Raw genomic sequence first — 21,979 nt, forward strand, 5'->3', positions numbered from 1 at the left:
CCATGACCACGCGAATGATCACCTCTGTACTCGTCGCCAACCGCGGCGAGATCGCCTGCCGCGTCTTCCGTACCTGCGCCGAACTGGGCATCCGGACCGTCGCCGTGTACTCGGACGCCGATGAGAACGCCCTCCACGCGCGCGTGGCCGATGCCGCCGTACGGCTTCCGGGGGCGTCGCCCGTTGAGACGTATCTGCGCGGCGACCTGATCGTGAAGGCCGCCCTGGCCGCGGGCGTGGACGCCGTGCACCCCGGCTACGGGTTCCTGTCCGAGAACGCCGGCTTCGCGCGGGCCGTCGCCGACGCGGGCCTGACCTGGATCGGCCCGCCGCCCGAGGCGATCGAGGCCATGGCGTCCAAGACGCGCGCCAAGGAGCTCATGGGCATCGAGCCCCTCAAGACCGTCACGGACCAGGACCTGCCCGTCCTGGTGAAGGCCGCCGCCGGCGGTGGCGGGCGCGGCATGCGTGTCGTACGTGAACTGGCCGAGCTGGAAGAGCAGTTGACTGCCGCCGGGGCCGAGGCGCTGAGCGCCTTCGGGGACGGTGAGGTGTTCGTCGAGCCGTACATCGAGGGCGGCCGGCACGTCGAGGTGCAGGTCATGGCCGACGCGCACGGAGCCGTGTGGGCGCTGGGCACCCGCGACTGCTCGCTCCAGCGGCGCCATCAGAAGGTCGTCGAGGAGGCGCCCGCACCCGGTCTCACGCCTGAACTGGAGGCGTCTTTGCGGGAGATGGCCGTGCGCGCCGCGCGAGCCACCGGCTACCGGGGCGCCGGAACCGTCGAGTTCCTCGTCGCCGACGGCAGGGCGCACTTCCTGGAGATGAACACCCGCCTCCAGGTCGAACACCCCGTCACCGAGGCCGTGTTCGGCGTCGATCTGGTCGCGCTGCAACTGCGCGTCGCCGAGGGCGAGCCCCTGGGTGAGGAGGTGCCCGTCGCGCGCGGACACGCGGTGGAGGCCCGTCTGTACGCGGAGGATCCGGCCGCCGGCTGGGCCCCGCAGACCGGCACGCTGCACCGGCTGTCCGTCCCGGAGGCCGTACGCCTGGACACCGGGTTCACCGACGGCGACCCGATCGGGGTGCACTACGACGCGATGCTCGCCAAGGTCGTCGCGCACGCGCCGACCCGCGCCGAGGCCCTGCGCAAGCTGGCGGGCGCCCTGGAGCGGGCCGTCGTGCACGGCCCGGTCACCAACAGGGAGCTGCTCGTCCGGTCGCTGCGGCACCCGGAGTTCACCGCGGGCGGCGCGGACACCGGGTTCTACGACCGGCACCTGGCCGCGCTCACGGCGCCGGACCCGGACCCGTACGCGCCGCTCGCCGCGGCCCTCGCCGACGCGCACGGCCGCTCCCGGTTCGGCGGCTGGCGCAACGTGGCGTCGCAGCCGCAGATCAAGCACTACCGCACCGAACCCGACGGGACCGAGCACGAGGTGCGCTACCGGCACACCCGTGACGGTCTGGCCGCGGACGGAGTGCGCGTCGTGCGCGCGGGCCCGGCGCTCGTCGTGCTCGAAGTGGACGGCGTGGTGAGGAAGTTCGACGTCGCGGTCCACGGGGAGCGCGTGTACGTGAACGGCGCCGCGCTCACCGCCCTGCCCCGACTCCCCGAGCCCGTCGCGCGCCAGGAGCCGGGATCCCTGCTCGCGCCCATGCCCGGCACCGTCGTCCGGCTCGCCGAAGGGCTCGCCGAGGGCGTCACGGTCGCCGCGGGGCAGCCCCTCGTCTGGCTGGAGGCGATGAAGATGGAGCACCGCATCACCGCTCCCGCCTCCGGCACGCTCACCGCCCTGCACGCCGCGCCCGGCCGCCAGGTCGAGGTCGGCGCCCTGCTCGCCGTCGTACAGGAGGATCAGTCGTGAACGCTCCCGTCCTCGAATCCGAGGAGCAGCAGGCTCTGCGCTCCGCCGTCGCCGCTCTCGGCAGCCGCTTCGGACGCGACTACATGACCCGTGTCGTCCGCGAGGGGGGCCACCCCGAGGAGCTGTGGGCGGAGGCGGCGAAGCTCGGCTACCTGGGCGTGAACCTGCCCGAGGAGCACGGGGGCGGAGGCGGCGGCATGTATGAGCTGTCGCTGGTCCTCGAGGAGCTGGGCGCGTCCGGCGCGCCGCTGCTGATGATGGTCGTGTCGCCCGCGATCTGCGGCACCGTCATCTCCCGCTTCGGGACGCCGGAGCAGAAGGCCGCCTGGCTGCCGGGTCTCGCCGACGGCAGCCGCACGATGGCGTTCGGGATCACCGAGCCCGACGCGGGCTCCAACTCGCACCGCATCACGACCACCGCCCGCCGCGACGGGGACAGCGGCGACTGGATCCTGTCCGGGCGCAAGGTGTTCGTGTCCGGCGTCGACATCGCCGATGCCACCCTCATCGTGGGCCGCACCGAGGACGCGCGTACGGGCAGCCTCAAGCCGTGTCTGTTCATCGTGCCGCGCGACGCCGAGGGCTTCGGGCGGCGGCAGATCGACATGGAGATCCAGGCGCCGGAGAAGCAGTTCGAGCTCGTCCTCGACGACGTACGGCTCCCGGCCGACGCGCTCGTCGGCGACGAGGACGCCGGCCTGCTCCAGCTGTTCGCGGGCCTCAACCCCGAGCGCATCATGACGGCCGCGTTCGCGATCGGCATGGGCCGTTTCGCCCTGGCCAGGGCCGTCGGGTACGCGAAGGAGCGCACCGTCTGGAAGTCGCCCATCGGCGCGCATCAGGCCATCGCCCACCCGCTCGCGCAGGCCCACATCGAGCTGGAGACGGCCCGCCTGATGATGCAGAAGGCGGCCCATCTGTACGACGCGGGCGACGACATCGGGGCGGGGGAGGCCGCGAACATGGCCAAGTACGCGGCGGCGGAGGCCTGTGTGCGGGCCGTCGACCAGGCGGTGCACACGCTCGGCGGCAACGGCCTCACCCGCGAGTTCGGCCTCGCCTCGCTCATCACGGCGTCCCGCGTGGCCCGCATCGCCCCCGTGAGCCGGGAGATGATCCTCAACTACGTGTCCCACCAGACCCTGGGGCTGCCGAAGTCGTACTAGCGACCTGAGCCGGAGATCCGGGCTCCCGGGGGTGTCCGGCGGATCATGGCCGGGCTCTCCCCGTGGGCCGCCGTGAAGTGCGTCATAGTCCCGTCGGCGGGTCGTGCCGGTCTCTTCGTGGCCGACATCGGCAACGGCCCACCCCCGTAGGTGAATCCGAGGCCGCCCCGTCGACCGTCCGGGCCGTACGTCGCTCCCGGTCACCGCAGGGCAACTTAGGTAACCCTTTCCTGGGGCTGGGGGTGCCTGGTACTGATGGTCGAGTTCTGCTCAGCTCATCGGAAGTCTCGCCATGAACCAAGACAATTCACCTGGCCTCATACCCTTCGCGATCGACCTGACCTTCGAGGAGGCCCGGCGCCGTGCCGAGGTCGTGGCCGCGCTCGGCCCCGACTGGGATCCGGCGGCCGTCCTGCGGGGCGAGGACGAGGCGCACGCCCTCCTCTACTCGGGTCTGGACGCCGGGCAGCAGCGGACCTACGACCTTCTGGTGGCGGCCGGTGTCCTGCCGGGAGAGGAGCCGGGCCGTGCGGCTTCCCATTGATCCGCAGGCGGACATCGCCCGGCGCGCCTGGGTGGCCTGCCCCGTCTGCGACGACGCCCGCCACTGTGCGCCCTGCGCCGACCGTCGCAACTGCCGCGAGCACTGGCGCTACCTGATCTCCAATCAAGGGCCGGTCCTCCACCTCCAGTGTCCGCAGTGCACCCATATGTGGTCCCTGAACACCCGGCCGGGCGTGACCGGGCCCGACGGCAGAACGCTCTGACCGGCGTCCGGACGGCCGGATCCTGATTCATGCAGGCACGCTTGATTGTTTCTGTGCCCGCTGCCACTCTCTGAATGTCGCGCCCATGTGACCGGAGAGGGGCCGTGCCGCGCGCCGCCTCGGGAAAGATCCTCCGCCGACAGCTCAGGGAGACGTCGTGAGCACCCCGAAGAACCTGGTCCGCGCCTCGCACGAGCGCGGGGTCACCACCCTTGCCCTCGACTCCCCGGCCAACCGCAACGCCCTGTCCGCCGGGCTCGTCGCCGAGCTGGCGGACGCGCTCACGGCGTGCGGCAAGGACGACGCCGTACGGGCCGTCGTCCTCACCCACACCGGCAACACGTTCAGCGCCGGCGCCGACCTGAAGTCCCCGCCCCCGCCCGATGCCCTGGTCGCGCTCCTGCGGCAGATCGTCGCGCTGGACCGGCCGGTCGTCGCGCGGATCGCCGGGCATGTGCGGGCGGGCGGGCTCGGCCTGCTCGGGGCGTGCGACATCTCGGCCGCCTCGCACGCCGCCTCGTTCGCGTTCACCGAGGTCCGCATCGGGGTCGCGCCCGCCGTCATCTCGTTGCCCCTGCTCCCGCGCACCGACCCGCGCGCCGTCGCCCGCTACTACCTGACGGGCGAGCGCTTCGACGCGGCGGAAGCGGTCCGCATCGGGCTCCTGACGGCGGCGGGCGACGATGTGGACGCGGCCCTCGCCCCCGTCCTCGACGGGCTGCGCAGGTCGTCCCCGCAGGGCCTGGCCGAGACGAAACGGCTGCTCACGGCTAAGGTGCTGGAGGCCTTCGACCGGGACGCGGCCGACCTGAGCTCGCTCTCGGCCCGGCTGTTCTCCTCCGCACAGGCAGGCGAAGGGATGACGGCCTTCCTCGAACGACGGGATCCCGCATGGGTGCTGTGACCTCAACCGGTACGGCGGTGGAGCGCGCCCCCAAACAGGACCGCAGCCGCGCCACCCGCCGGCGCCTCCTCGAAGCGGCCGTGTCCTGCCTCGCCGAGCGCGGCTGGTCGGGCTCCACGGTCTCCGTCGTCGCCGAACGGGCCGGGGTCTCGCGCGGCGCCGCCCAGCACCACTTCCCGACCCGCGAGGACCTGTTCACCGCCGCCGTCGAGTACGTCGCCGAGGAGCGCTCGACCGCGCTGCGTGCCCTGCGTCCCCGGGGCCGCACCGAGGTCGTCGCCGCCCTCGTCGACCTGTACACGGGCCCGCTGTTCCGCGCCGCCCTGCACCTGTGGGTGGCGGCGTCGAACGAGCCGCAGCTGGGCGGCCGCGTCACCGAACTGGAGGCCCGCGTCGGCCGCGAGACCCACCGCATCGCCGTGGAGCTCCTGGCCGCCGACGAGTCGCGCCCCGGCGTCCGCGAGACGGTGCAGGGGCTCCTCGACATGGCGCGCGGCCTCGGCCTCGCGAACCTCCTCACCGACGACGGGCCCCGCCGCGAGCGGGTCGTCGCGCAGTGGGCGGCGATCCTGGACGGGGCGCTGGGGTGACGCGGGTCGGACGACGTACGCGAACGGCGCCGCAGGGAAGACCGCGCGGCGCCGCTCGCTGTGCCGAGGGCAGTACTCAGCCCGAGATGTCCCCGTACCCCTCGATGTCGCGCGGGTCGCGGCTGCCCGGGCCGATGTAGCGGGCCGAGGGGCGGACGAGGCGGCCCGTGCGCTTCTGCTCCAGGATGTGCGCCGACCAGCCGGCCGTGCGGGCGCACGTGAACATCGACGTGAACATGTGCGCCGGGACCTCCGCGAAGTCCAGCATGATCGCCGCCCAGAACTCCACGTTCGTCGCCAGGACCCGGTCGGGCCTGCGGGCGTGCAGCTCCGCGAGGGCCGCCTTCTCCAGGGCCTCGGCGACCTCGAAGCGCGGGGCGCCCAGCTCGCGGGCCGTGCGCCGCAGCACGCGCGCGCGGGGGTCCTCGGCGCGGTAGACGCGGTGCCCGAAGCCCATGAGGCGCTCGCCCTTGTCGAGGGCACGGCGGACGTACGCGTCCGCGTCGCCGGTGCGCTCGATCTCCTCGATCATGCCGAGGACGCGGGAGGGCGCGCCGCCGTGCAGGGGGCCCGACATGGCGCCGACGGCGCCCGAGAGCGCGGCCGCGACATCGGCGCCCGTGGAGGCGATGACGCGCGCGGTGAACGTGGAGGCGTTCATGCCGTGCTCGGCGGCGCTCGTCCAGTACGCGTCGACGGCGGCGACATGCTTCGGGTCGGGGTCGCCGCGCCAGCGCTTCATGAACCGCTCGACGACGGTGTCCGCCTTGTCGATCTCGCGCTGCGGCACCATCGGCCGGCCCTGTCCGCGGGCCGACTGGGCGACGTAGGAGAGGGCCATGACGGCGGCGCGGGCGAGGTCCTCGCGGGCCTGCGCCTCGTCGATGTCGAGCAGCGGTTTCAGGCCCCACACGGGCGCGAGCATGGCGAGCGCGGACTGCACGTCGACGCGGATGTCGCCGGAGTGGACGGGAATGGGGAAGGGCTCGGCGGGCGGCAGGCCCGGGTTGAAGGCCCCGTCGACGAGCAGGCCCCAGACGTTGCCGAACGAGACATGGCCGACCAGATCCTCGATGTCGACGCCCCGGTACCGGAGGGCGCCGCCCTCCTTGTCCGGTTCGGCGATCTCCGTCTCGAACGCGACGACTCCCTCGAGGCCGGGCACGAAGCCGGGGACAGGGCCGGGGTCAAGGCCGGGGTCGGACATCAGGCGGCTCCTCTGAATGTGTACGACTCTGCGTCTGTACGACTCTGCATCTATCGGTACGACGGTGGACCGCGGTGGTGGCGCGGCTCGGGGGCTCGCGGGCCGGATCGGTCACCCCGGTGATGCCCCGTTCGGCAGGCGGTCACCCAACGAAGGGGCGGCGGGACCGATGACGATATCCGCTGGTGCCACCCTTGGGGAGAGTGCGCGGCACTCGGTGCCACTCAGTGATGAACTCCACGCGCCCGACTGCCCCATGCGTACGGCAGGATGACCGCGTGAGCGACCACCACGACCACCATGACCACCACGCGCCCCCGAACCCCGCCGTCATGCGTGCGCAGTACCGCCCGCCGGGTGAGGGGCTCTTGGAGGAGGACGTCCCCGCGCGCCCGATGGAACTGTTCGAGCTCTGGTTCAACGAGGCCACGCGGGCGCGCGGCGTGCTGTACGAGCCGAACGCGATGGTGGTCTCCACGGCGGACGCGGCCGGCCGGCCGAGCTCGCGCACCGTGCTGCTCAAGGCCTACGACGACCGGGGCTTCGTCTTCTACACGAACTACGGCTCCCGCAAGGCCCGCGACCTGGCGGCGAACCACGAGATCGCGCTGCTCTTCCCCTGGCACCCGATGGCCCGCCAGGTCATCGTCTCCGGCACCGTCGCCCACACGAGCCGCGAGGAGACGGCCGCGTACTTCCGCTCGCGTCCGCGCGGTTCCCAGCTCGGCGCGTGGGCCAGCGCCCAGTCACAGGTCCTGGCCACGCGCGCCGAACTTGACGCCGCGTACGCCGAACTCGCCGAGCGCTACGCGGAGGGCGAGATCATCCCGGTGCCCGACCACTGGGGCGGCTTCCGCGTCACCCCGCGCACGGTCGAGTTCTGGCAGGGCCGCGAGAACCGCCTCCACGACCGGCTCCGCTACGTCCACGAGCCGTCCGGCTCCTGGCGCGTCGAACGCCTGGGCCCCTGAGGCCGGGTCCGCCGTCGGTACGGGGTTCCGCCGCTACGAGGTGAGCACGCCGTCCAGGAAGGGCTCGATCGCGGAGCGCAACGCCTGAGGCCGGTCGTAGTGCACGAGATGCCCGGCGTCCGCGATCTCCGCGTACTCGCCACGGGGCAGGACGCGGACCATCTCCTGCGACTCGGCGCGGCCCAGCTCGCCGTCGAGGCCGCGGACGACGAGGGCGGGGCAGCGGACCTGGGCCAGCTCCTCCCAGTGCGCGTCGTAGACCCACGTGGCCCGGGAGGCGAGCATCTGCCGGTGGTCGAACACGGGCCGCCAGCCGTCGGGGCTCTCCGCCATGACCTCGGCGTAGAACTCACCGCGCGAGGGCTGGGGCCGCTCCACCCACGGGTCGTCCTCGCCGAACCACTTCCGTACGTCGCCGAGCGTGGCGAAGGGCAGGGGCCAGGCGTCGAACCAGTCCTCCCACTCCCGCTGGGACGCCGCCCCGAGCGCGGAGGCCCGCATGTCGCAGATGATCACGGCCCGTACGAGGTCGGGGCGGCGCGCGGCGAGCTGCCAGGCGGTGAGAGCGCCCATGGAGTGGCCGATGACGACGGCGGGCGCGAGGCCGAGCTGCACGAGCGCGGCCTCGGCGTCCTGGATGTAGGCCTCGCGGTCGTAGGGACCCTCGGGGGGTTTCTGGCTCTGGCCGTGGCCGCGCTGGTCGAGCGCGACGGCACGGTGGCGCTCCGAGAGCCAGCGGGCGGTGTCCGCCCAGTGCGAGGCGCGGCCCATGAGGCCGTGCAGTAACAGCACGCCGGGGGACTGGTCGACCTCACCCGTCTTGGGAGGGTCGGCGAACTCCCACGCGGCGAGGCTCACGCCGCCCGCCCCGGTCACGTCGATGCGCCGCACCATAGGCCCTGGCACCCCCTTTTGGTCGCGCCTGCAGTCGCGTACCCGCGCACGCTATCGAACTCTTTTTCGAAAACGCGGTCGTTCTCGGCAACACCCCTCGTTCGAGTGACCTCGCTCAAGGATTGATCGCCGTCGTCGAGGGGAGATCTTCAGCGGGAGGCGGACCGCTCGGGGAAATCGGTCCGAAGGGGATGACCCTGGGAGCTCGGGGCTCCGGGTCAGCACAGGGGAGGACAGGCCCCGGCGCCGCAAGGCGCCGGGGCCCTCTGTCCGAGTACGTCCTGTCCGAGTACGTCCTGTCTGGGTGCGCCCCGCCTGGGTGCGTCGGCACATCGTCCTGCCCCCTCCCCGCCCGTGCGGCCGGACCGGTACGGACCCGAAACCGAGACGGTCAGGAGTCCTCAGGTCATATGCCTCTCGCGACAGCCTTGCACGCAAAACGTCCGCGCGCTGCGATTCCACGCAGTGAATCTTGGTTTCTGCGAGAGTTCTCAGGGAATGCGATGACGTCCCAATTGCGCCTGTGGGAACAGGAGTTGACGCGTCGGTAAGTTGCCCGGACGTCGGTTGCCGCGCCCGGCGCGCGGCTCAGCGCTTGGCGACGAACACGTGCGAGGCGACATCCGCCGCCAGCTCCGCGGCCTCACCGCTGCTGCCCACCAGGACCCCGCCCGGCGACGCCGTCACGCTGACCACGGAGCCCGGCTGGATGCCCGCACGACGCAGCGTGTACATCAGCTGCGCGTCCGTCTGGATCGGCTCACCGATCCGGCGCACCACGACCGTCTTACCGTCCGTGCCCGGGTCGAGGTCGGCGAGGGACACCATGCCCTCGTCGAGGAACGGGTCCGCGCCGTCCTTCTCGCCCAGCTCCTCGAGCCCCGGGATCGGGTTCCCGTACGGCGATTCGGTCGGGTGCCGCAGCAGCTCGAGGACGCGGCGCTCGACCGCCTCGCTCATCACGTGCTCCCAGCGGCAGGCCTCGGCGTGCACCTGCTCCCACTCCAGGCCGATCACATCGACGAGCAGGCACTCGGCGAGGCGGTGCTTGCGCATGACGCGCGTGGCGAGCCGGCGGCCCTCGTCCGTCAGCTCCAGGTGGCGGTCCGTGGCGACGGCCACCAGGCCGTCGCGCTCCATGCGGGCCACGGTCTGGCTCACCGTCGGGCCGCTCTGGTCCAGCCGCTCGGCGATCCGGGCGCGCATGGGGACCACACCTTCCTCTTCGAGCTCGAGGATGGTGCGGAGATACATCTCCGTGGTGTCGATCAGTCCGGACATACGTGCCCCTCGATTAGCTCTGCTAGCTCACCGCTAGCTCGTGCGCTGGCCCTGAACCCAATTCTGACGCATAGCACCGACAACCGTGCCGCACCGGGGGAACCGGGCTCCGTGAGGCAGGAACGTATTGACAGGGCACTGGTCCGGACCGCAACGTGATGCGCGGCACGCGGGCAGTAAGGGACGACGAAGGGGCTCCGCCGATGAGCGACAGCAAGCTGGCCGGTCAGTACCTCGACGCCGCGATCGGCCTGCTGAGGCGGGTGCGCGACGAGGAGGACCGCAACATCGCGGCCGCCGGCACGCTCATCGCCGACACGGTCGCCGAGGGGGGCCGGCTCTTCGCGTTCGGCGCGGGGCACTCCTCGCTCGCCGCGCAGGACGTCGTCTACCGCGCGGGCGGTCTCGCCCTGATGAACCTGCTCTCCGTGCCGGGGGTCGTCGGCGTCGACGTCATGCCCGCCACGCTGGGCTCCGCCCTGGAACGTGTCGACGGGCTCGCGGGCGCCGTCCTCGACTCCAGCCCGGTCCGCGCGGGCGACACCCTGGTGATCATCTCGCTGTCCGGCCGCAACTCTCTGCCCGTGGAGATGGCCATGAACGCGCGCGCCCTGGGCCTGCGCGTGATCGGCGTGACGTCCGTGGCGTACGCGGAGGGGACGAAGTCCCGCCATGTGTCGGGGACGTTCCTCAAGGACCACTGCGACATCGTCCTCGACTCGAAGATCGAGGTCGGAGACGCGGAGCTCACGTACGACACCGTCGACGCCCCCTTCGGGCCGGCCTCCACGATGGTGGCCAGCGCGCTGATGCAGGCCACCATGGCGACGGCCGCGGCCGAGCTCGCCGACCGCGGCATCCAGCCGCCGCTCCTGCGCTCCGGGAACGTGGACGGCGGCCACGAGTGGAACGGCCGGATCTTCACCGAGTACGGCGACCGGATCTTCTACCGCCACTGACGCGTGGCGCGCGGCTACCGGTCGAGCACTCTCGCGAGGTCGAGCGTCCCGGCGATCCGGGCCGCGACGCTCTCCGCGTACGTGGCGTCGGCCCGCTCGAACTGCGTGCGGCTGGGCCCGCGCAGGAACGTCACCACGCCCAGCGTCCGCGCCCGGCTGCGCAGCACCGCGCACAGGGCGTGCACCGTGCCCTCGGGCCACTGTCTCGCCTCGGCCCACTCGCGCTCCCGGGTGGCGTCGCGCCCGCTCGCGCTCGCCCGGACCGAACCCGTGCGCTCCACGCACTGCAGCGCGGGGTGGCCCTCCAGATAGCGCACGGGCAGCGTCGTACGGGACACCAGCAGGCTCGGCCCCGGCGCTCCCGAGGGCGTCGCGGCCGCCCGCGCCAGGCGCACCGGGCCCGCGCGGTCCCCGTCGGCCTGCTCGTCCCCGACCACCAGATCGATCAGCGCGTGGTCGGCGAACCCGGCCAGCGCGAAGTCCAGATGGACGGTCGCCGCCTCCGCCGGGTCCTCGCACTCGGCGGCGGCCCGCGAGGCCCGGTGCAGCTGGTTGGCCCGGAACCGCAGCTGCGCCGCCTCCTGCTCCGTCTGCTTGGCCTCGGTGACGTCCTGGAACAGCCATCCGACGCCCAGCGGTACGGGTTCCTCGGTCAGCGGTGAGGCGAGCCGCACGAAACCGCTGCGCCAGCACCTGCGCGCGTCGCCCTCCGGGAGCCGCACCGTCACCCACAGCTCGGCCGGGGCCGGCGGCGCGCCCTCCGCGAGCACATGGGCGAGCGCGCTCTCCAGCTCCTCGACGCCCTGCGAGATCAGGTCGCCGAGGGGGCGTCCGAGCAGCGCGGTACGGCCGGCACCGAGGGCCCGGGCGGCGTGCACGTTCACGACCGCGGGCCGCAGGTCGGCGTCGACGAGGACGACTCCCCAGGAGGCGTCCTCGAAGAGGGCCTCGCTCAGGGCGATCGACCGCTCCAGGTCGATCTGCGTGTGCACCTCGCTGAACGCGCAGTACAGCCCGGCCGGCTTGCCGTCGGGCCCGCGCACGGCGGAGGACTGGGTCCGTACGAGGACGCGCCCGCCGTCCTTGGTGAGCAGGGCGAATTCGTGGACCTGCCGGCCCGGCGCCCGCATCGCGGCCATCAGCCGGGATTCGACCTCGTCGGCGTCGGCGCTGCGCACCGCCCATCCGGAGAACCCGCGCCGTCCCACGGCCTCGGCCGCGGACCAGCCGAGGATCCGCTCGGCCTCACGGTTCCAATGGGTGACGATCCCGTCGGCGTCGAACGCGCAGAGCGCGGCGTCCATCCCGTCGAGCAACGCGGCAAGAAGATCGGCCCCGTCCCGTTCGGGCTCGTCGGGCCCGAGCTCGTCGGTGGCCCCACTACGCCGGGAAGCACTCACCTGGCACCCCCTGCAGGCTGTGTCCGCGTGTTCCGCACTTCAGATCATTCAACTCGAACGTGACGCAGCACACACGGAGTTCGGGGAAATCGTTGCGCCCCGGAGATCCGGGGGGAACGTTCCGTCCTTGATCACAGCGTACGGCCTCGCGGACGGGCCCAGCTGTGGGCCCGTTAATTCGCTTGAAGGCTCCCTGGGCCCTTCTTAGAGTGGAGGTACACAAGAAGGGAGGTGGTTCGGCAGATGTATGAATACCGGACGCGTGAGGTGACTGCGGGCTAGCAGCCCGGCGTCGCATCTCGATTTCGGCGCCGGACCAGCACGTGAGAGCTGCGTGCAGCTGGCCCCAATCCCAGGCAGTCACCCGACCCGCGAGCCGCCGGTACGTCCGGCCGGCTTCCCCCCGTCCCGTACGGGAGGAGACCTGGCTCGCGGGTCGTCTGCGTGTGAGTACAACCCGCGGGCGCACGACCCACGAGCCGACCCGCGCGCGGTGGATCAGGTGAAGACGACCGTCCGGCGCCCGTTCAGCAGGATCCGGTGCTCGGCGTGCCACTTCACGGCGCGGGCGAGTGCCTGGCACTCCACGTCGCGGCCGATCGCCACGAGCTGGTCCGGCGTCACGTCGTGGCCGACGCGTTCGACCTCCTGCTCGATGATCGGGCCCTCGTCGAGGTCGGCCGTCACATAGTGCGCGGTCGCGCCGATCAGCTTCACGCCCCGCGCGTGTGCCTGGTGGTACGGCTTGGCGCCCTTGAAGCTCGGCAGGAACGAGTGGTGGATGTTGATGATCCGGCCGCTCAGCTCCTTGCACAGGTCGTCCGAGAGGACCTGCATGTAGCGGGCCAGGACGACCAGTTCGACACCCTCCGCGCGCACCAGGTCGAGGATCTGCGCCTCGGCCTCGGGCTTGTTGTCCTTCGTCACCGGGATGTGGTGGAAGGGGATGTCGTACGACTTCACGAGCTCGGCGAAGTCCGTGTGGTTCGAGACGACCGCCGCGATGTCGACCGGCAGGGCGCCGATCCGGGCGCGGAAGAGCAGGTCGTTCAGGCAGTGGCCGAACTTCGACACCATCAGGACGACGCGCATCCGCTCCGAGGAGCGGTGGATCTGCCAGTCCATCTGGAAGGAGTCGCCGACCGCGGCGAAACTGGCCCGCAGCTTCTCCGCGGTGACGGGCGCGTCCGCCGAGAAGTGGACCCGCATGAAGAACAGGCCCGTGTCGTGGTCGCCGAACTGCTGGCTGTCCTCGATGTTGCAGCCGGTCATGAAGAGATAGCTCGACACGGCGTGCACGATGCCCCGCTTGTCGGGGCAGGAGAGAGTCAGGACGTACTGCTCGCCGCCGGCGACGCCGGACGCGGGGGACGGCTCATTCATGCAGGCAAGGGTCCCATACACGCAACCCGCGCCGGGCCGCCGTCCCGCTGGTCGGACGTGCTCGCGGCGCTCAGGCCGCCCGCGTCATGATCCGCAGGACCTCGAGCGTGCGGGGCGCCGCGTCGGGGTCTTCGCCGTCGCTCGTGGCGAGCACGACGTGCGCGTCCCGCGCGGAGTGCACCGCTTCCGGCCACGCGTGGTGGTCGAGATAGGCGGAGACGGGGGCGTCCGGGCCCACCTGGTGCATGATCCGCAGCACGCGCAGCACCGCGGTGTCGACGAGCTGCGCCTCCTGGGAGTCCCGGAATATCGTGCCGACGTATTTCTCGGCGGACCAGTTGTCGAGCCAGGTGTCCTCGACGAGGCGGTACACGGCGTCCGTGACGTCCCCGAACCCGTCCACACCCGCGAGCCAGACGTCCCGCTGGAACGCGGGGTCGGAGAGCATGTGCAGCGCGGAGCGCACATTGCTGCGCCAGCGCCACCACGGCATGTCGTTGAGTGGCATGCCGCCCATGGTGGAGGAGCGACGGCCGCGACGGGAAGACTTCTCCGAGCTTTGCACGGTCATCGATCGTACGTGCCGTCCCCGCCGGCCTGTCCCGACCCCCGTAATTCACCTCCACGTCACCGCACGTTGACCGCAGGTCACTCGCAGGTTAGGGATGCGGCGGAATCGTGCAGGTTCATGACTGGCCGGCGCCGCACCATCACCCCGCGCACCTTGCGCTCCCTGCGTTCCACCGTGCTTTCGGCGGCGGTGTGGGCGGCTTGCGCGTCGCTCGTCGCCGGGTGCGGACTCGTCTCCGACATCACCGGGAGCTCCAAGGACCCCATCACGGTGATGACGTGGGCGCCCGAGAAGACCCAGGCGACCAACATGCCCGGCATGCCGGCCATGGCGCGCGCCTACGCGCGCTGGGTCAACGCCCACGGCGGCATCGGCGGCCGCGACCTCAGGGTCATCACCTGCAACGACAACAACGACACCGTGGGCGCCGCCCGCTGCGCCAGGGACGCCGTCGAGCAGCAGGCTGTCGCGGTCGTCGGCTCCTACAGCCAGCACGCCCGCTCCTTCCTCGCCCCGCTGGAGTCCGCCGGTATCCCGTACATAGGCGGCTACGGCGTCACCGACGAGGAGTTCGCCAGCCCCCTGTCGTATCCGGTCAACGGCGGTCAGCCCGCCCTGATGGCCGGAAACGGACGGCAGCTGGCCGCCGCGGGCTGCGACCGCACCTCGCTCGTGCGCCCCGACACCGTCGCCGGCGACCAGCTGCCGCTGCTCCTCGACACGGGCCTGTCCGCGGGCCGCAACGGGGCCTTCGACGTGCGCGCCGCCGAGGACGCCACCGACTACACGGAGCAGGCCCGCCAGGCGCTCCAGCGGGCCGGTGCCGACCCGACCGGCAAGGGCTGTGTGTCGGCGGTACTCGGCGACCGCACGGACACGTTCTTCGACTCGTTCCGCCGCACCCGCGACTCGTATCCGAAGGTGCGGATCTCGACCGTGCTCGGCAGTGTCGACCAGACGGTCATCGACCGCTCGGGCGGCAAGTCGGGCGTCTACGAAGGGGCGTACGTCACCGGCTGGTACCCGGTGGCGACCGACCGGCGGTGGGCGACGATGCGCAAGGTCATCAGCGAGCAGGCGTTCGGCGACAACCGGATCGACCCGGCGGACGCGGGCGTGCAGACGACCTGGATCGCGTACACCGTCCTGAAGCAGGTCATCGAGTCGCTCGGCAACGGTGACGTGACGTCGCACACGGTGCGTGCGGCGCTCGACGGCGGCCTGAAGGTGCGTACGGGCGGGCTGACGCCGACGCTGAGCTGGCGCTTCGAGGACATGATCGCGGCCCGCGGCTTCCCGCGGCTCGTCAACGCCGACGTCACCTTCCAGGTGGTGCGCGACGGGCGGCTCGTGGCCGCGCGCCGCGGACTCGTCGACGTGTCGAGGACGCTGGAGGCGACCCCGATGGGCTGAGCCCGCTCGGCCGCCGCCCTCGTCGGCTAGAGCTGGTACGGCTTGCGCTGCGGAAGGCTCCACTGCGTCGCGATGGCGTTCCACAGCTTCGACGCCTGGGTCTTCTGCGTGGAGGCGGTGGCGCTCGCCTGGTCGCCCGCGCGGCGCTGCGGGGTGGGCTTGGCGCGGCCCTTGTGGCAGCCGTTCTTGCCCGCGACCTGGTCGGCCCACGCCGCGTAGTGGCTGTCCGCGGAGGCGGAGGCCTGCCACGCCTTGGTGAGGGACTGCGTGAGCGCCGCGTTGCTGGGCAGCTTGTCCACTTCGAGCGCGGCGAGCCGGGTGACGAGCCCGGTGCGCTGGGTGGCGGCGCCGCGCAGGTCGCCCGCGGCCTTGCCGAGGTCCTTGCAGGCGCCGATGTTCGCGACGGCCCTGATGACCGTGTCGCGGCTGTTGTTCGAGTCGGCGAGGAGCTTGTCGAGGGCGACGGCCTGCGCCTTGGCGGGGTCGGCGGGTGTCGGGGACGAGCTGCCCGGCTCACCGGTCGCGGCGGCCGGCTTGGCGTCGTCGCCCTTGTTCTCGTCGCCTCCGCCGCTGATGAGGGCGCCCGCGCCGATGCCGACGACGAGGATGCCGACGCCGATGGCGGCGATGAGCGGCACCTTCGAGCCGGTGCGGTTCTGCCCCTTGCGGGCCGCGGCCCGCCCGGCGGGCTCGTACGGGCCCTGCGGCTGCGCGGCCGGGCCGGGTCTTCCCGGTCCACCCGGTCCGCCCGGTCCCGAGGGGCCGCCGGCGCGCGGGTCGAAGCGGGGCATCTGCTGCGTCGAGGCGGGCGCGTCCGGCTCCGGCTCGGTGCGGAAGAGGCTGTCGAACTCGGCCGGGGGCTGCCGGTCGCCGGGGGCGCCGGGACGGATGCCGTAGGGCGCGCTCGGCGGCGGCGAGGGCACGGGCGCGATGTACTGCGTGGCATCGCTGTCGGTGCCCGCGGGCGGCATGGGCATGGAGCCGTACGGCTGCTGCTGTGGCTGCTGGGGCGGCATCTGGCCGGGTGCGTTCGCGCGGCCCAGGTACTGGGTGGCGTCGGAGGGCACCTCGGGCGGCAGGGCCCCCGGCGCGACCGGCGCGATGTACTGCGTGGCGTCCGCGTCGGAGGGCGCGGTGGGGGCTATGTACTGCGTCGCGTCCGAGGTGGAGACGGGCGGCAGTGGCGCGGAGCCGTACGGGGCGGCGTCCGCCGGCGGCGGGCCGGCCGGGGCTGAGGCGGGCGGCAGCTGCGCCGAGTACTGCTGCTGCGGTACGGCCGGGGGCAGCGGGGCCGCGGCGTACGGCGCGTTCTCACCCGGCAGCGCGGACGGCGCGCCCCACTCGTACGAGGGCATCGGGCCGCCGGAGGCCGCCTGCGCGGACTCGGGGCCCCACGGCTGGCCCCAGGGGCTGCCGCCCGCGGGGGCGACGTGCGACTGGTCGCCGAAGGTACCCGGCAGCAAGGGCTCGCTGCCGTCGGCGGGCAGCACGACGCCTTCGTGTGCCTGCCGCACCGAGGGAAGGTGCGGATCCTCGCCCTGTCCGCTCTGCTGCGTCACCGGGACTCCTACGACTGGGGGACCTTCGGAATCGTCGGCTCACGCTACCGGGTCCCCGCACACACGTGCCACGCAGCTCAGAACCCCACAGCCTCCCCACACCCTCAAGTAACAAAACAGGCCTGCGCAACGCTGATTAGCGCCCTCCCCGAGCGGGTTGAGGCGTCCGTCACACAAGCTTCACCCCTGCGTCTCCTGCGCGCCGCTCACAAAACTTCACGCTGCCTGAAGATCGAGGCGCGCACCGAACTCCCGCACCACGGGTTCGTCCCGGTACGGCTCGAGGCGCTGCCTGAAGTCGTCCAGGTACTCGGCGCCCCGGTTCGAGCGCAGCGTGCCGAGGAGTTCCACCGCGCGCGTCCCCGTCTGACAGGCCTGCTCGACCTCGCGCTGCTGCACCTGCGCCGTGGCGAGCAGCACCAGACCGATCGCCCGGCGCCGCGCCCGCGACTGCGGATGCCCGGCCAGGGACGCCTCGGCCTGCCGCCGCGCCGCCTCCGCCTGCCCCAGGTCCCGGTAGCAGTGCGCCAGTTCGTCCGCGAGATACGCCGCGTCGAAGTGCGCGATCCAGGCCGGGTCGTCGCCCGAGCCCGGCTCGGCCCGCTCCAGCGCGGCCAGTGCGCTGCCCGCCACCGCCTGCGTGGCCCGCGCGTCCCCGAGCAGGGCGTGGCCCCGCGCCTCGGCCGCGTAGAACATCGCCTCCGCGCGCGGAGTCACCCGCCCGCGCGCCCCCTCCTGCGCCGCGCGTGCCAACTGGGCGATCTCACGCGGGTTGCCGAGCTGCGCCGCCAGGTGGCTCATGGACGCGGCCAGTACGTATCCGCCGTACCCGCGGTCCCCGGCGGCCTGGGCGAGGCGCAGGGACTGGATGTAGTACCGCTGGGCGAGGCCCGGCTGTCCGGTGTCGACGGCCATGTACCCGGCCAGCTCCGTCAACCGGGCGACCGCCGCGAAGAGTTCACGCCCCACGGCCTCCCGGTAGGAGCCGGCGAGCAGCCCCGACACCACGCTGTTCAGATAGTGGACGACCACCGGCCGCACATGCCCGCTGCCGTACTGGTGGTCGAGGTCCGTCAGCGCCTGGGTCATCGCCCGCACGGCCGCCACGTCCGACGCCCCGACCCGCGGCCCCGCCGACCGCGCGACCTGCGAGTCGGGCACGGAGATCAGCCAGTCGCGGCTCGGCTCGACCAGCGCGGACGAGGCCACCGACGACCCGGACAGGAAGTCCCTGCGGCCCACGTCGCTGCGCCACAGCTCGCACGCCTGCTCAATGGCGCCGAGGACGGTCGGCGAGAACTGGAGGCCGACGCCCGACGCGAGGTTCTTGCCGTTGGCCATGCCGATCTCGTCGATCGTGACCGTGCGGCCGAGCTTGCGGCCGATGGCCTCGGCGATGATGCCGGGCGCCCGGCCGCGCGGCTGCTGCCCGCGCAGCCAGCGGGCCACCGACGTCTTGTCGTAGCGCAGGTCGAGGCCGTGCTCCGATCCGCACATGTTGACCCGGCGGGCCAGCCCGGCGTTCGAGCAGCCTGCTTCCTGGATGAGCGCCTGCAGCCGTTCGTTGGGCTGTCGCGCTACGAGAGGCCTTGCGGCCATGGCGTACCCCCTGTGTGCACCGTGGACCATCGGGCCGGCTCGGGCAGAGCCGGCCTCGAGGTGATCAATGCCCTGAGATCAAACGGAAGATGCGCCACAAAGAAGGGCAAAAACAAGCAAGAGCCCCAACTGGTAGCCGGTCGGTGGACAACACCCTCGTCTGGTCCTCCGGGCTGGCTACCCCCCTGCCGGGGCCGTTCCTCCCGCGCGCCCCCGCCCATGCATCCATGCGCCCCACGTGCAGGATCGGTGCTGCGGGCCCCCGCGCGCGTGCGCCCGTAACCCCGGGTGGCGGCGGGAGTTGAGAACGTCGTGGAAGAGACCATCGGAGTCACCTCGGCAGTCACCTCGTCCGTCACCTCGCCTCCCCAGATCCCCAAGCAGCGCGGGGAGACCCTTCTCGACGCCGCCGTGCGCTACGTGGAGGAACGCCACTGGGACGTGTTCCCCGGCACCTGGCTGGAGGTCGACGAGGGCAGGCAGCACTGCTCCTGCGGCGACGCCCGGTGCGCGGCCCCCGGTGCCCACCACGCCCGCGAGGACTGGGCGAACCAGGCGACCGGGAGCGCGACCGCCGCCCGCCGGCTGTGGTCCAAGCACCCCACCGCCTCGATCCTGCTGCCGACGGGTCGCACGTTCGACGCGATCGACGTGCCCGAGACCGCCGGGTTCCTGGCCCTGGCCCGCATGGAGCGCATGGAACTCACTCTCGGCCCGGTCACCTGCACCCCCGACCGCCGCATGCAGTTCTTCGTCCTGCCGGGCGCCGCCGCGAAGGTCCCCGACCTGGTCCGCAAGCTGGGCTGGCCGCCCGCCTCCCTCGACCTGGACGCGCTCGGCGAGGGCGCCTACGTCGCCGCGCCGCCCACCCGCTTCGGCGGCCGGGGCGCCGTCCAGTGGGCCTGCCGCCCCACCGCCGCGAACCGCTGGCTGCCCGACGCCGAGGAGCTCATCTCCCCGCTGGCGTACGCGTGCGGGCGGGAGGGCCGCCGGTAGAACCCCGACAGCGACCCCCGTGGCCACGTATCGTGCGGGAACCGGTGAACGGCGACGAAGGGCGGCGGGCGGCACAGTGACCGAGGCGGGGACCGAGGCCGGGGCGCCGGCCGTACGCGTACAGGACCTCTGGAAGGCGTTCGGCCAGAGCGTCGCCGTCGCGGGGATCGATCTCGTCCTCCCCGCGGGCAAGTTCATCGGCCTCGTCGGGCCGAACGGCGCGGGCAAGACGACCACCCTTTCCATGGTCACCGGCCTGCTCCGGCCCGACCGGGGCACCGTCGAAGTCGTCGGCCACGACGTGTGGCGCGACCCCGTCGAGGTCAAGGCCCGCATCGGGGTGCTCCCCGAGGGCCTGCGCCTGTTCGAGCGGCTCTCGGGGCGTGAACTCCTCGCGTACACGGGCAGGTTGCGCGGCCTGCCCGGCGCCGAGGTCGACAAGCGCGCCGCCCAGCTCCTCGACGTGCTCGACCTCACCGGGGCCCAGCACAAACTCGTCGTCGACTACTCGACCGGCATGCGCAAGAAGATCGGGCTCGCCGCCGCGCTGCTCCACAACCCCGAAGTCCTGTTCCTGGACGAGCCGTTCGAGGGCGTCGACCCGGTCTCCGCGCAGACCATCCGCGGCGTCCTGGAGCGCTACACCGGCTCCGGGGCGACCGTCGTCTTCTCCTCCCACGTCATGGAGCTCGTCGAGTCGCTCTGCGACTGGGTCGCCGTCATGGCCGCCGGCCGCATCCGCGCACAGGGGCCCCTCGCCGAAGTGCGCGGCGACGCGCCCTCCCTCCAGCACTCGTTCCTCGAACTCGTCGGCGCGAACAGCCGCGACACCACCTCCGACCTGGACTGGCTGGGAGGCGGCCGCCGGTGACCACGACGACCGTCACGCTGGTCCGCCTCAAGCTGGCGCTCCTGCGCAACGGCCTGCGCGGCTCCACGGGCCGCCGCGCCGCCTACATCGCCACGCTCGTCGTCGTACTGCTCATCGCCGCGCTCCAGCTCATCGGCCTGATCGCCCTGCGCGGCAGCATCCACGCGGCGACCCTCTGCGTCATCCTCACCGCCGTACTCGCCCTCGGCTGGGCGGTGATGCCGCTCTTCTTCCCCTCCGGCGACGAGACCCTCGACCCGACCCGCCTCGTCATGCTCCCGCTGCGGCCCCACCCCCTCGTACGAGGTCTGCTCATCGCGTCCCTCGTCGGGATCGGCCCTCTGTTCACGCTCTGCCTCACGGTCGGCGCGGTGATCGCCCTGGCGCACGGGGCCGCCGCGTCCGCCGTCGCGGTCATGGCCGTCGCCCTCACCCTGCTCACCTGCGTCGCCCTCGCCCGCGCCGTGGCCGCCGCCAACATCCGGCTGCTCACCAGCCGCAAGGGACGCGACCTCGCCGTCCTCAGCGGGCTCGTCGTCGCCGTCGGCGCGCAGGTCGTCAACTTCGGTGCGCAGCGGCTCGGTTCGTCCGGCGGCCTCGGGGCGCTCGACCCCGCGGGCGACGTACTGGCCTGGATCCCGCCCGCGTCCGCGATCGGCGCCGTCGACTCCGTCAGCCACGGCTCGTACGGCGTCGCGGCGGCCCGCCTCGTCCTGTGCGCGGCCGCCCTCGCGGGACTCCTGTACGCCTGGCAGCGCGCCCTGACGCGTCTCATGACGTCCCCCGACGGCTCCACGCTCCAGGCCGCCGAACCCACCCGCCGCAGGCGCACGTCCCGCGGACCCCGCCTCCTGCCCGACGGCCGCACGGGCACGGTCATGGAGCGCGCCCTGCGCTACGTGTGGCGCGACCCGAAGACCAAGGCTGCCTGGGTGACCTCCCTCGCCATCGGCCTGATCGTGCCGGTCTTCAACGCCCTCCAGGGCACCGGCTCCATCTACTTCGCGTGCTTCGCCGCCGGAATGCTCGGCATCCAGATGTACAACCAGTTCGGGCAGGACACCTCGGCGTTCTGGATGGTCGCCATGACCATCTCCTCGCCGCGCGACGCCTACGTCGAACTGCGCGGCCGGGCCCTCGCCCTGCTGACGATCACCCTGCCGTACGCGACGCTGGTCACCGTCGTCACGACGGCGATGCTCGGCGACTGGCGGGCCCTGCCCGAGGTGCTCGGCCTCTCCTTCGCGCTCCTCGGCGCGATGCTCGCCACCGGCGCCTGGTCGTCGGCCCGCTTCCCGTACTCGATCCCGCAGGAGGGCTACAAGAACGTCGCCCCGGGGCAGGCGGGCCTCGCCTGGATATCGATCTTCGGCGGGATGGTCGCGGCGGCCCTGCTGTGCTCGCCCGTCATCGTCCTCGCGGTCTGGCTGCACGTGTCGGGCGCCGAGTCCGCGACCTGGCTGCTGCTGCCGGTCGGCGCCGCGTACGCGGCGGGGATCACCCTGGCCGGCCTGCGTCTGGCCGCCCCGCGCACGGCGGCCCGCCTGCCGGAGATCCTCGCGGCGGTCAGCAAGGGATGA

The 21,979-nt window shown here is 72.6% G+C and carries 20 protein-coding genes; 12 read left to right on the forward strand and 8 right to left on the reverse strand.

Features of this window, described 5'->3' with window-relative positions:
• The first annotated feature begins 14 nt into the window (after positions 1 to 14).
• The 6 genes from ACZ67T_RS11825 to ACZ67T_RS11850 all read left to right on the forward strand — a co-directional run bounded on the left by ACZ67T_RS11825 (position 15) and on the right by ACZ67T_RS11850 (position 5,295).
• A complete protein-coding gene (locus tag ACZ67T_RS11825) occupies positions 15 to 1,868 on the forward strand; it encodes an acetyl/propionyl/methylcrotonyl-CoA carboxylase subunit alpha (RefSeq protein WP_469983775.1) in 1,854 nt (617 codons plus the stop codon).
• The gene (locus ACZ67T_RS11830) at positions 1,865 to 3,034 is read left to right on the forward strand and encodes an acyl-CoA dehydrogenase family protein (protein WP_469983376.1); all 1,170 of its coding nucleotides are present in this window, start codon (positions 1,865 to 1,867) and stop codon (positions 3,032 to 3,034) included. Before ACZ67T_RS11825 ends, ACZ67T_RS11830 begins: the two co-directional genes overlap by 4 nt.
• A gap of 292 nt (positions 3,035 to 3,326) precedes the next feature.
• Complete coding sequence (locus ACZ67T_RS11835) at positions 3,327 to 3,578, forward strand: DUF6400 family protein (RefSeq protein WP_469983377.1); 252 nt, start codon at positions 3,327 to 3,329, stop codon at positions 3,576 to 3,578.
• Entirely contained in the window at positions 3,562 to 3,801 is a 240-nt protein-coding gene (locus tag ACZ67T_RS11840) for a hypothetical protein (protein WP_266671677.1), read from the forward strand. The genes ACZ67T_RS11835 and ACZ67T_RS11840 overlap by 17 nt, the downstream gene beginning before the upstream one ends.
• Before the next feature lie 157 nt (positions 3,802 to 3,958).
• Positions 3,959 to 4,705, forward strand: coding sequence for an enoyl-CoA hydratase family protein (locus ACZ67T_RS11845; RefSeq protein ID WP_469983378.1), 747 nt, complete (start codon positions 3,959 to 3,961; stop codon positions 4,703 to 4,705).
• The gene (locus tag ACZ67T_RS11850; protein ID WP_469983380.1) at positions 4,693 to 5,295 is read left to right on the forward strand and encodes a TetR/AcrR family transcriptional regulator; all 603 of its coding nucleotides are present in this window, start codon (positions 4,693 to 4,695) and stop codon (positions 5,293 to 5,295) included. The genes ACZ67T_RS11845 and ACZ67T_RS11850 overlap by 13 nt, the downstream gene beginning before the upstream one ends.
• Positions 5,296 to 5,371: 76 nt before the next feature.
• Here ACZ67T_RS11850 and ACZ67T_RS11855 read toward each other — a convergent pair whose 3' ends face one another.
• Positions 5,372 to 6,502 (reverse strand): citrate synthase 2, encoded by a 1,131-nt coding sequence (locus ACZ67T_RS11855; RefSeq protein ID WP_469983381.1) that lies wholly within the window; start codon positions 6,500 to 6,502, stop codon positions 5,372 to 5,374.
• 230 nt (positions 6,503 to 6,732) lie between these two features.
• Between ACZ67T_RS11855 and pdxH the strand changes: the two genes are divergently transcribed.
• Positions 6,733 to 7,473, forward strand: coding sequence for a pyridoxamine 5'-phosphate oxidase (gene pdxH / locus ACZ67T_RS11860; RefSeq protein WP_469983382.1), 741 nt, complete (start codon positions 6,733 to 6,735; stop codon positions 7,471 to 7,473).
• Positions 7,474 to 7,506: 33 nt separating this feature from the next.
• Here pdxH and ACZ67T_RS11865 read toward each other — a convergent pair whose 3' ends face one another.
• Complete coding sequence (locus tag ACZ67T_RS11865; protein WP_469983383.1) at positions 7,507 to 8,367, reverse strand: alpha/beta fold hydrolase; 861 nt, start codon at positions 8,365 to 8,367, stop codon at positions 7,507 to 7,509.
• Between the two features lie 588 nt (positions 8,368 to 8,955).
• Positions 8,956 to 9,648, reverse strand: coding sequence for a metal-dependent transcriptional regulator (locus ACZ67T_RS11870; protein ID WP_469983385.1), 693 nt, complete (start codon positions 9,646 to 9,648; stop codon positions 8,956 to 8,958).
• 203 nt (positions 9,649 to 9,851) lie between these two features.
• Between ACZ67T_RS11870 and ACZ67T_RS11875 the strand changes: the two genes are divergently transcribed.
• Positions 9,852 to 10,607 carry an SIS domain-containing protein gene (locus ACZ67T_RS11875; RefSeq protein WP_469983387.1) on the forward strand — a complete coding sequence of 252 codons (756 nt, stop codon included), beginning with the start codon at positions 9,852 to 9,854 and terminating at the stop codon, positions 10,605 to 10,607.
• 14 nt (positions 10,608 to 10,621) lie between these two features.
• On the opposite strand, the gene ACZ67T_RS11880 is transcribed toward ACZ67T_RS11875, so the two are convergent.
• The 3 genes from ACZ67T_RS11880 to ACZ67T_RS11890 form a co-directional block, all read right to left on the reverse strand.
• Positions 10,622 to 12,007, reverse strand: a complete 1,386-nt coding sequence (locus ACZ67T_RS11880) for a PAS domain-containing protein (protein ID WP_469983388.1) — start codon at positions 12,005 to 12,007, stop codon at positions 10,622 to 10,624.
• Positions 12,008 to 12,505: 498 nt separating this feature from the next.
• On the reverse strand, positions 12,506 to 13,390 hold the full coding sequence (purU, locus tag ACZ67T_RS11885) for a formyltetrahydrofolate deformylase (RefSeq protein WP_469983390.1): 885 nt from the start codon (positions 13,388 to 13,390) through the stop codon (positions 12,506 to 12,508).
• 70 nt (positions 13,391 to 13,460) lie between these two features.
• A complete protein-coding gene (locus tag ACZ67T_RS11890) occupies positions 13,461 to 13,961 on the reverse strand; it encodes an SCO4402 family protein (protein ID WP_469983392.1) in 501 nt (166 codons plus the stop codon).
• Between the two features lie 117 nt (positions 13,962 to 14,078).
• Here ACZ67T_RS11890 and ACZ67T_RS11895 point away from each other — a divergent pair, with 117 nt between their 5' ends.
• Entirely contained in the window at positions 14,079 to 15,374 is a 1,296-nt protein-coding gene (locus ACZ67T_RS11895) for an ABC transporter substrate-binding protein (RefSeq protein WP_469983393.1), read from the forward strand.
• 26 nt (positions 15,375 to 15,400) lie between these two features.
• On the opposite strand, the gene ACZ67T_RS11900 is transcribed toward ACZ67T_RS11895, so the two are convergent.
• Positions 15,401 to 16,933 (reverse strand): hypothetical protein, encoded by a 1,533-nt coding sequence (locus ACZ67T_RS11900; RefSeq protein WP_469983395.1) that lies wholly within the window; start codon positions 16,931 to 16,933, stop codon positions 15,401 to 15,403.
• 216 nt (positions 16,934 to 17,149) lie between these two features.
• Entirely contained in the window at positions 17,150 to 18,532 is a 1,383-nt protein-coding gene (locus ACZ67T_RS11905) for a transcriptional regulator (protein ID WP_469983396.1), read from the reverse strand.
• A gap of 312 nt (positions 18,533 to 18,844) precedes the next feature.
• Here ACZ67T_RS11905 and ACZ67T_RS11910 point away from each other — a divergent pair, with 312 nt between their 5' ends.
• The 3 genes from ACZ67T_RS11910 (at position 18,845) to ACZ67T_RS11920 (ending at position 21,979) form a co-directional block, all read left to right on the forward strand.
• A complete protein-coding gene (locus ACZ67T_RS11910; protein ID WP_469983398.1) occupies positions 18,845 to 19,528 on the forward strand; it encodes a bifunctional DNA primase/polymerase in 684 nt (227 codons plus the stop codon).
• Positions 19,529 to 19,604: 76 nt separating this feature from the next.
• Positions 19,605 to 20,399: an ABC transporter ATP-binding protein gene (locus tag ACZ67T_RS11915; protein WP_469983777.1), complete on the forward strand. Its 795-nt coding sequence runs from the start codon at positions 19,605 to 19,607 to the stop codon at positions 20,397 to 20,399.
• Positions 20,396 to 21,979, forward strand: a complete 1,584-nt coding sequence (locus ACZ67T_RS11920) for a transporter (RefSeq protein ID WP_469983400.1) — start codon at positions 20,396 to 20,398, stop codon at positions 21,977 to 21,979. The genes ACZ67T_RS11915 and ACZ67T_RS11920 overlap by 4 nt, the downstream gene beginning before the upstream one ends.

The organism is Streptomyces sp. NPDC107517 (genome assembly GCF_055582645.1).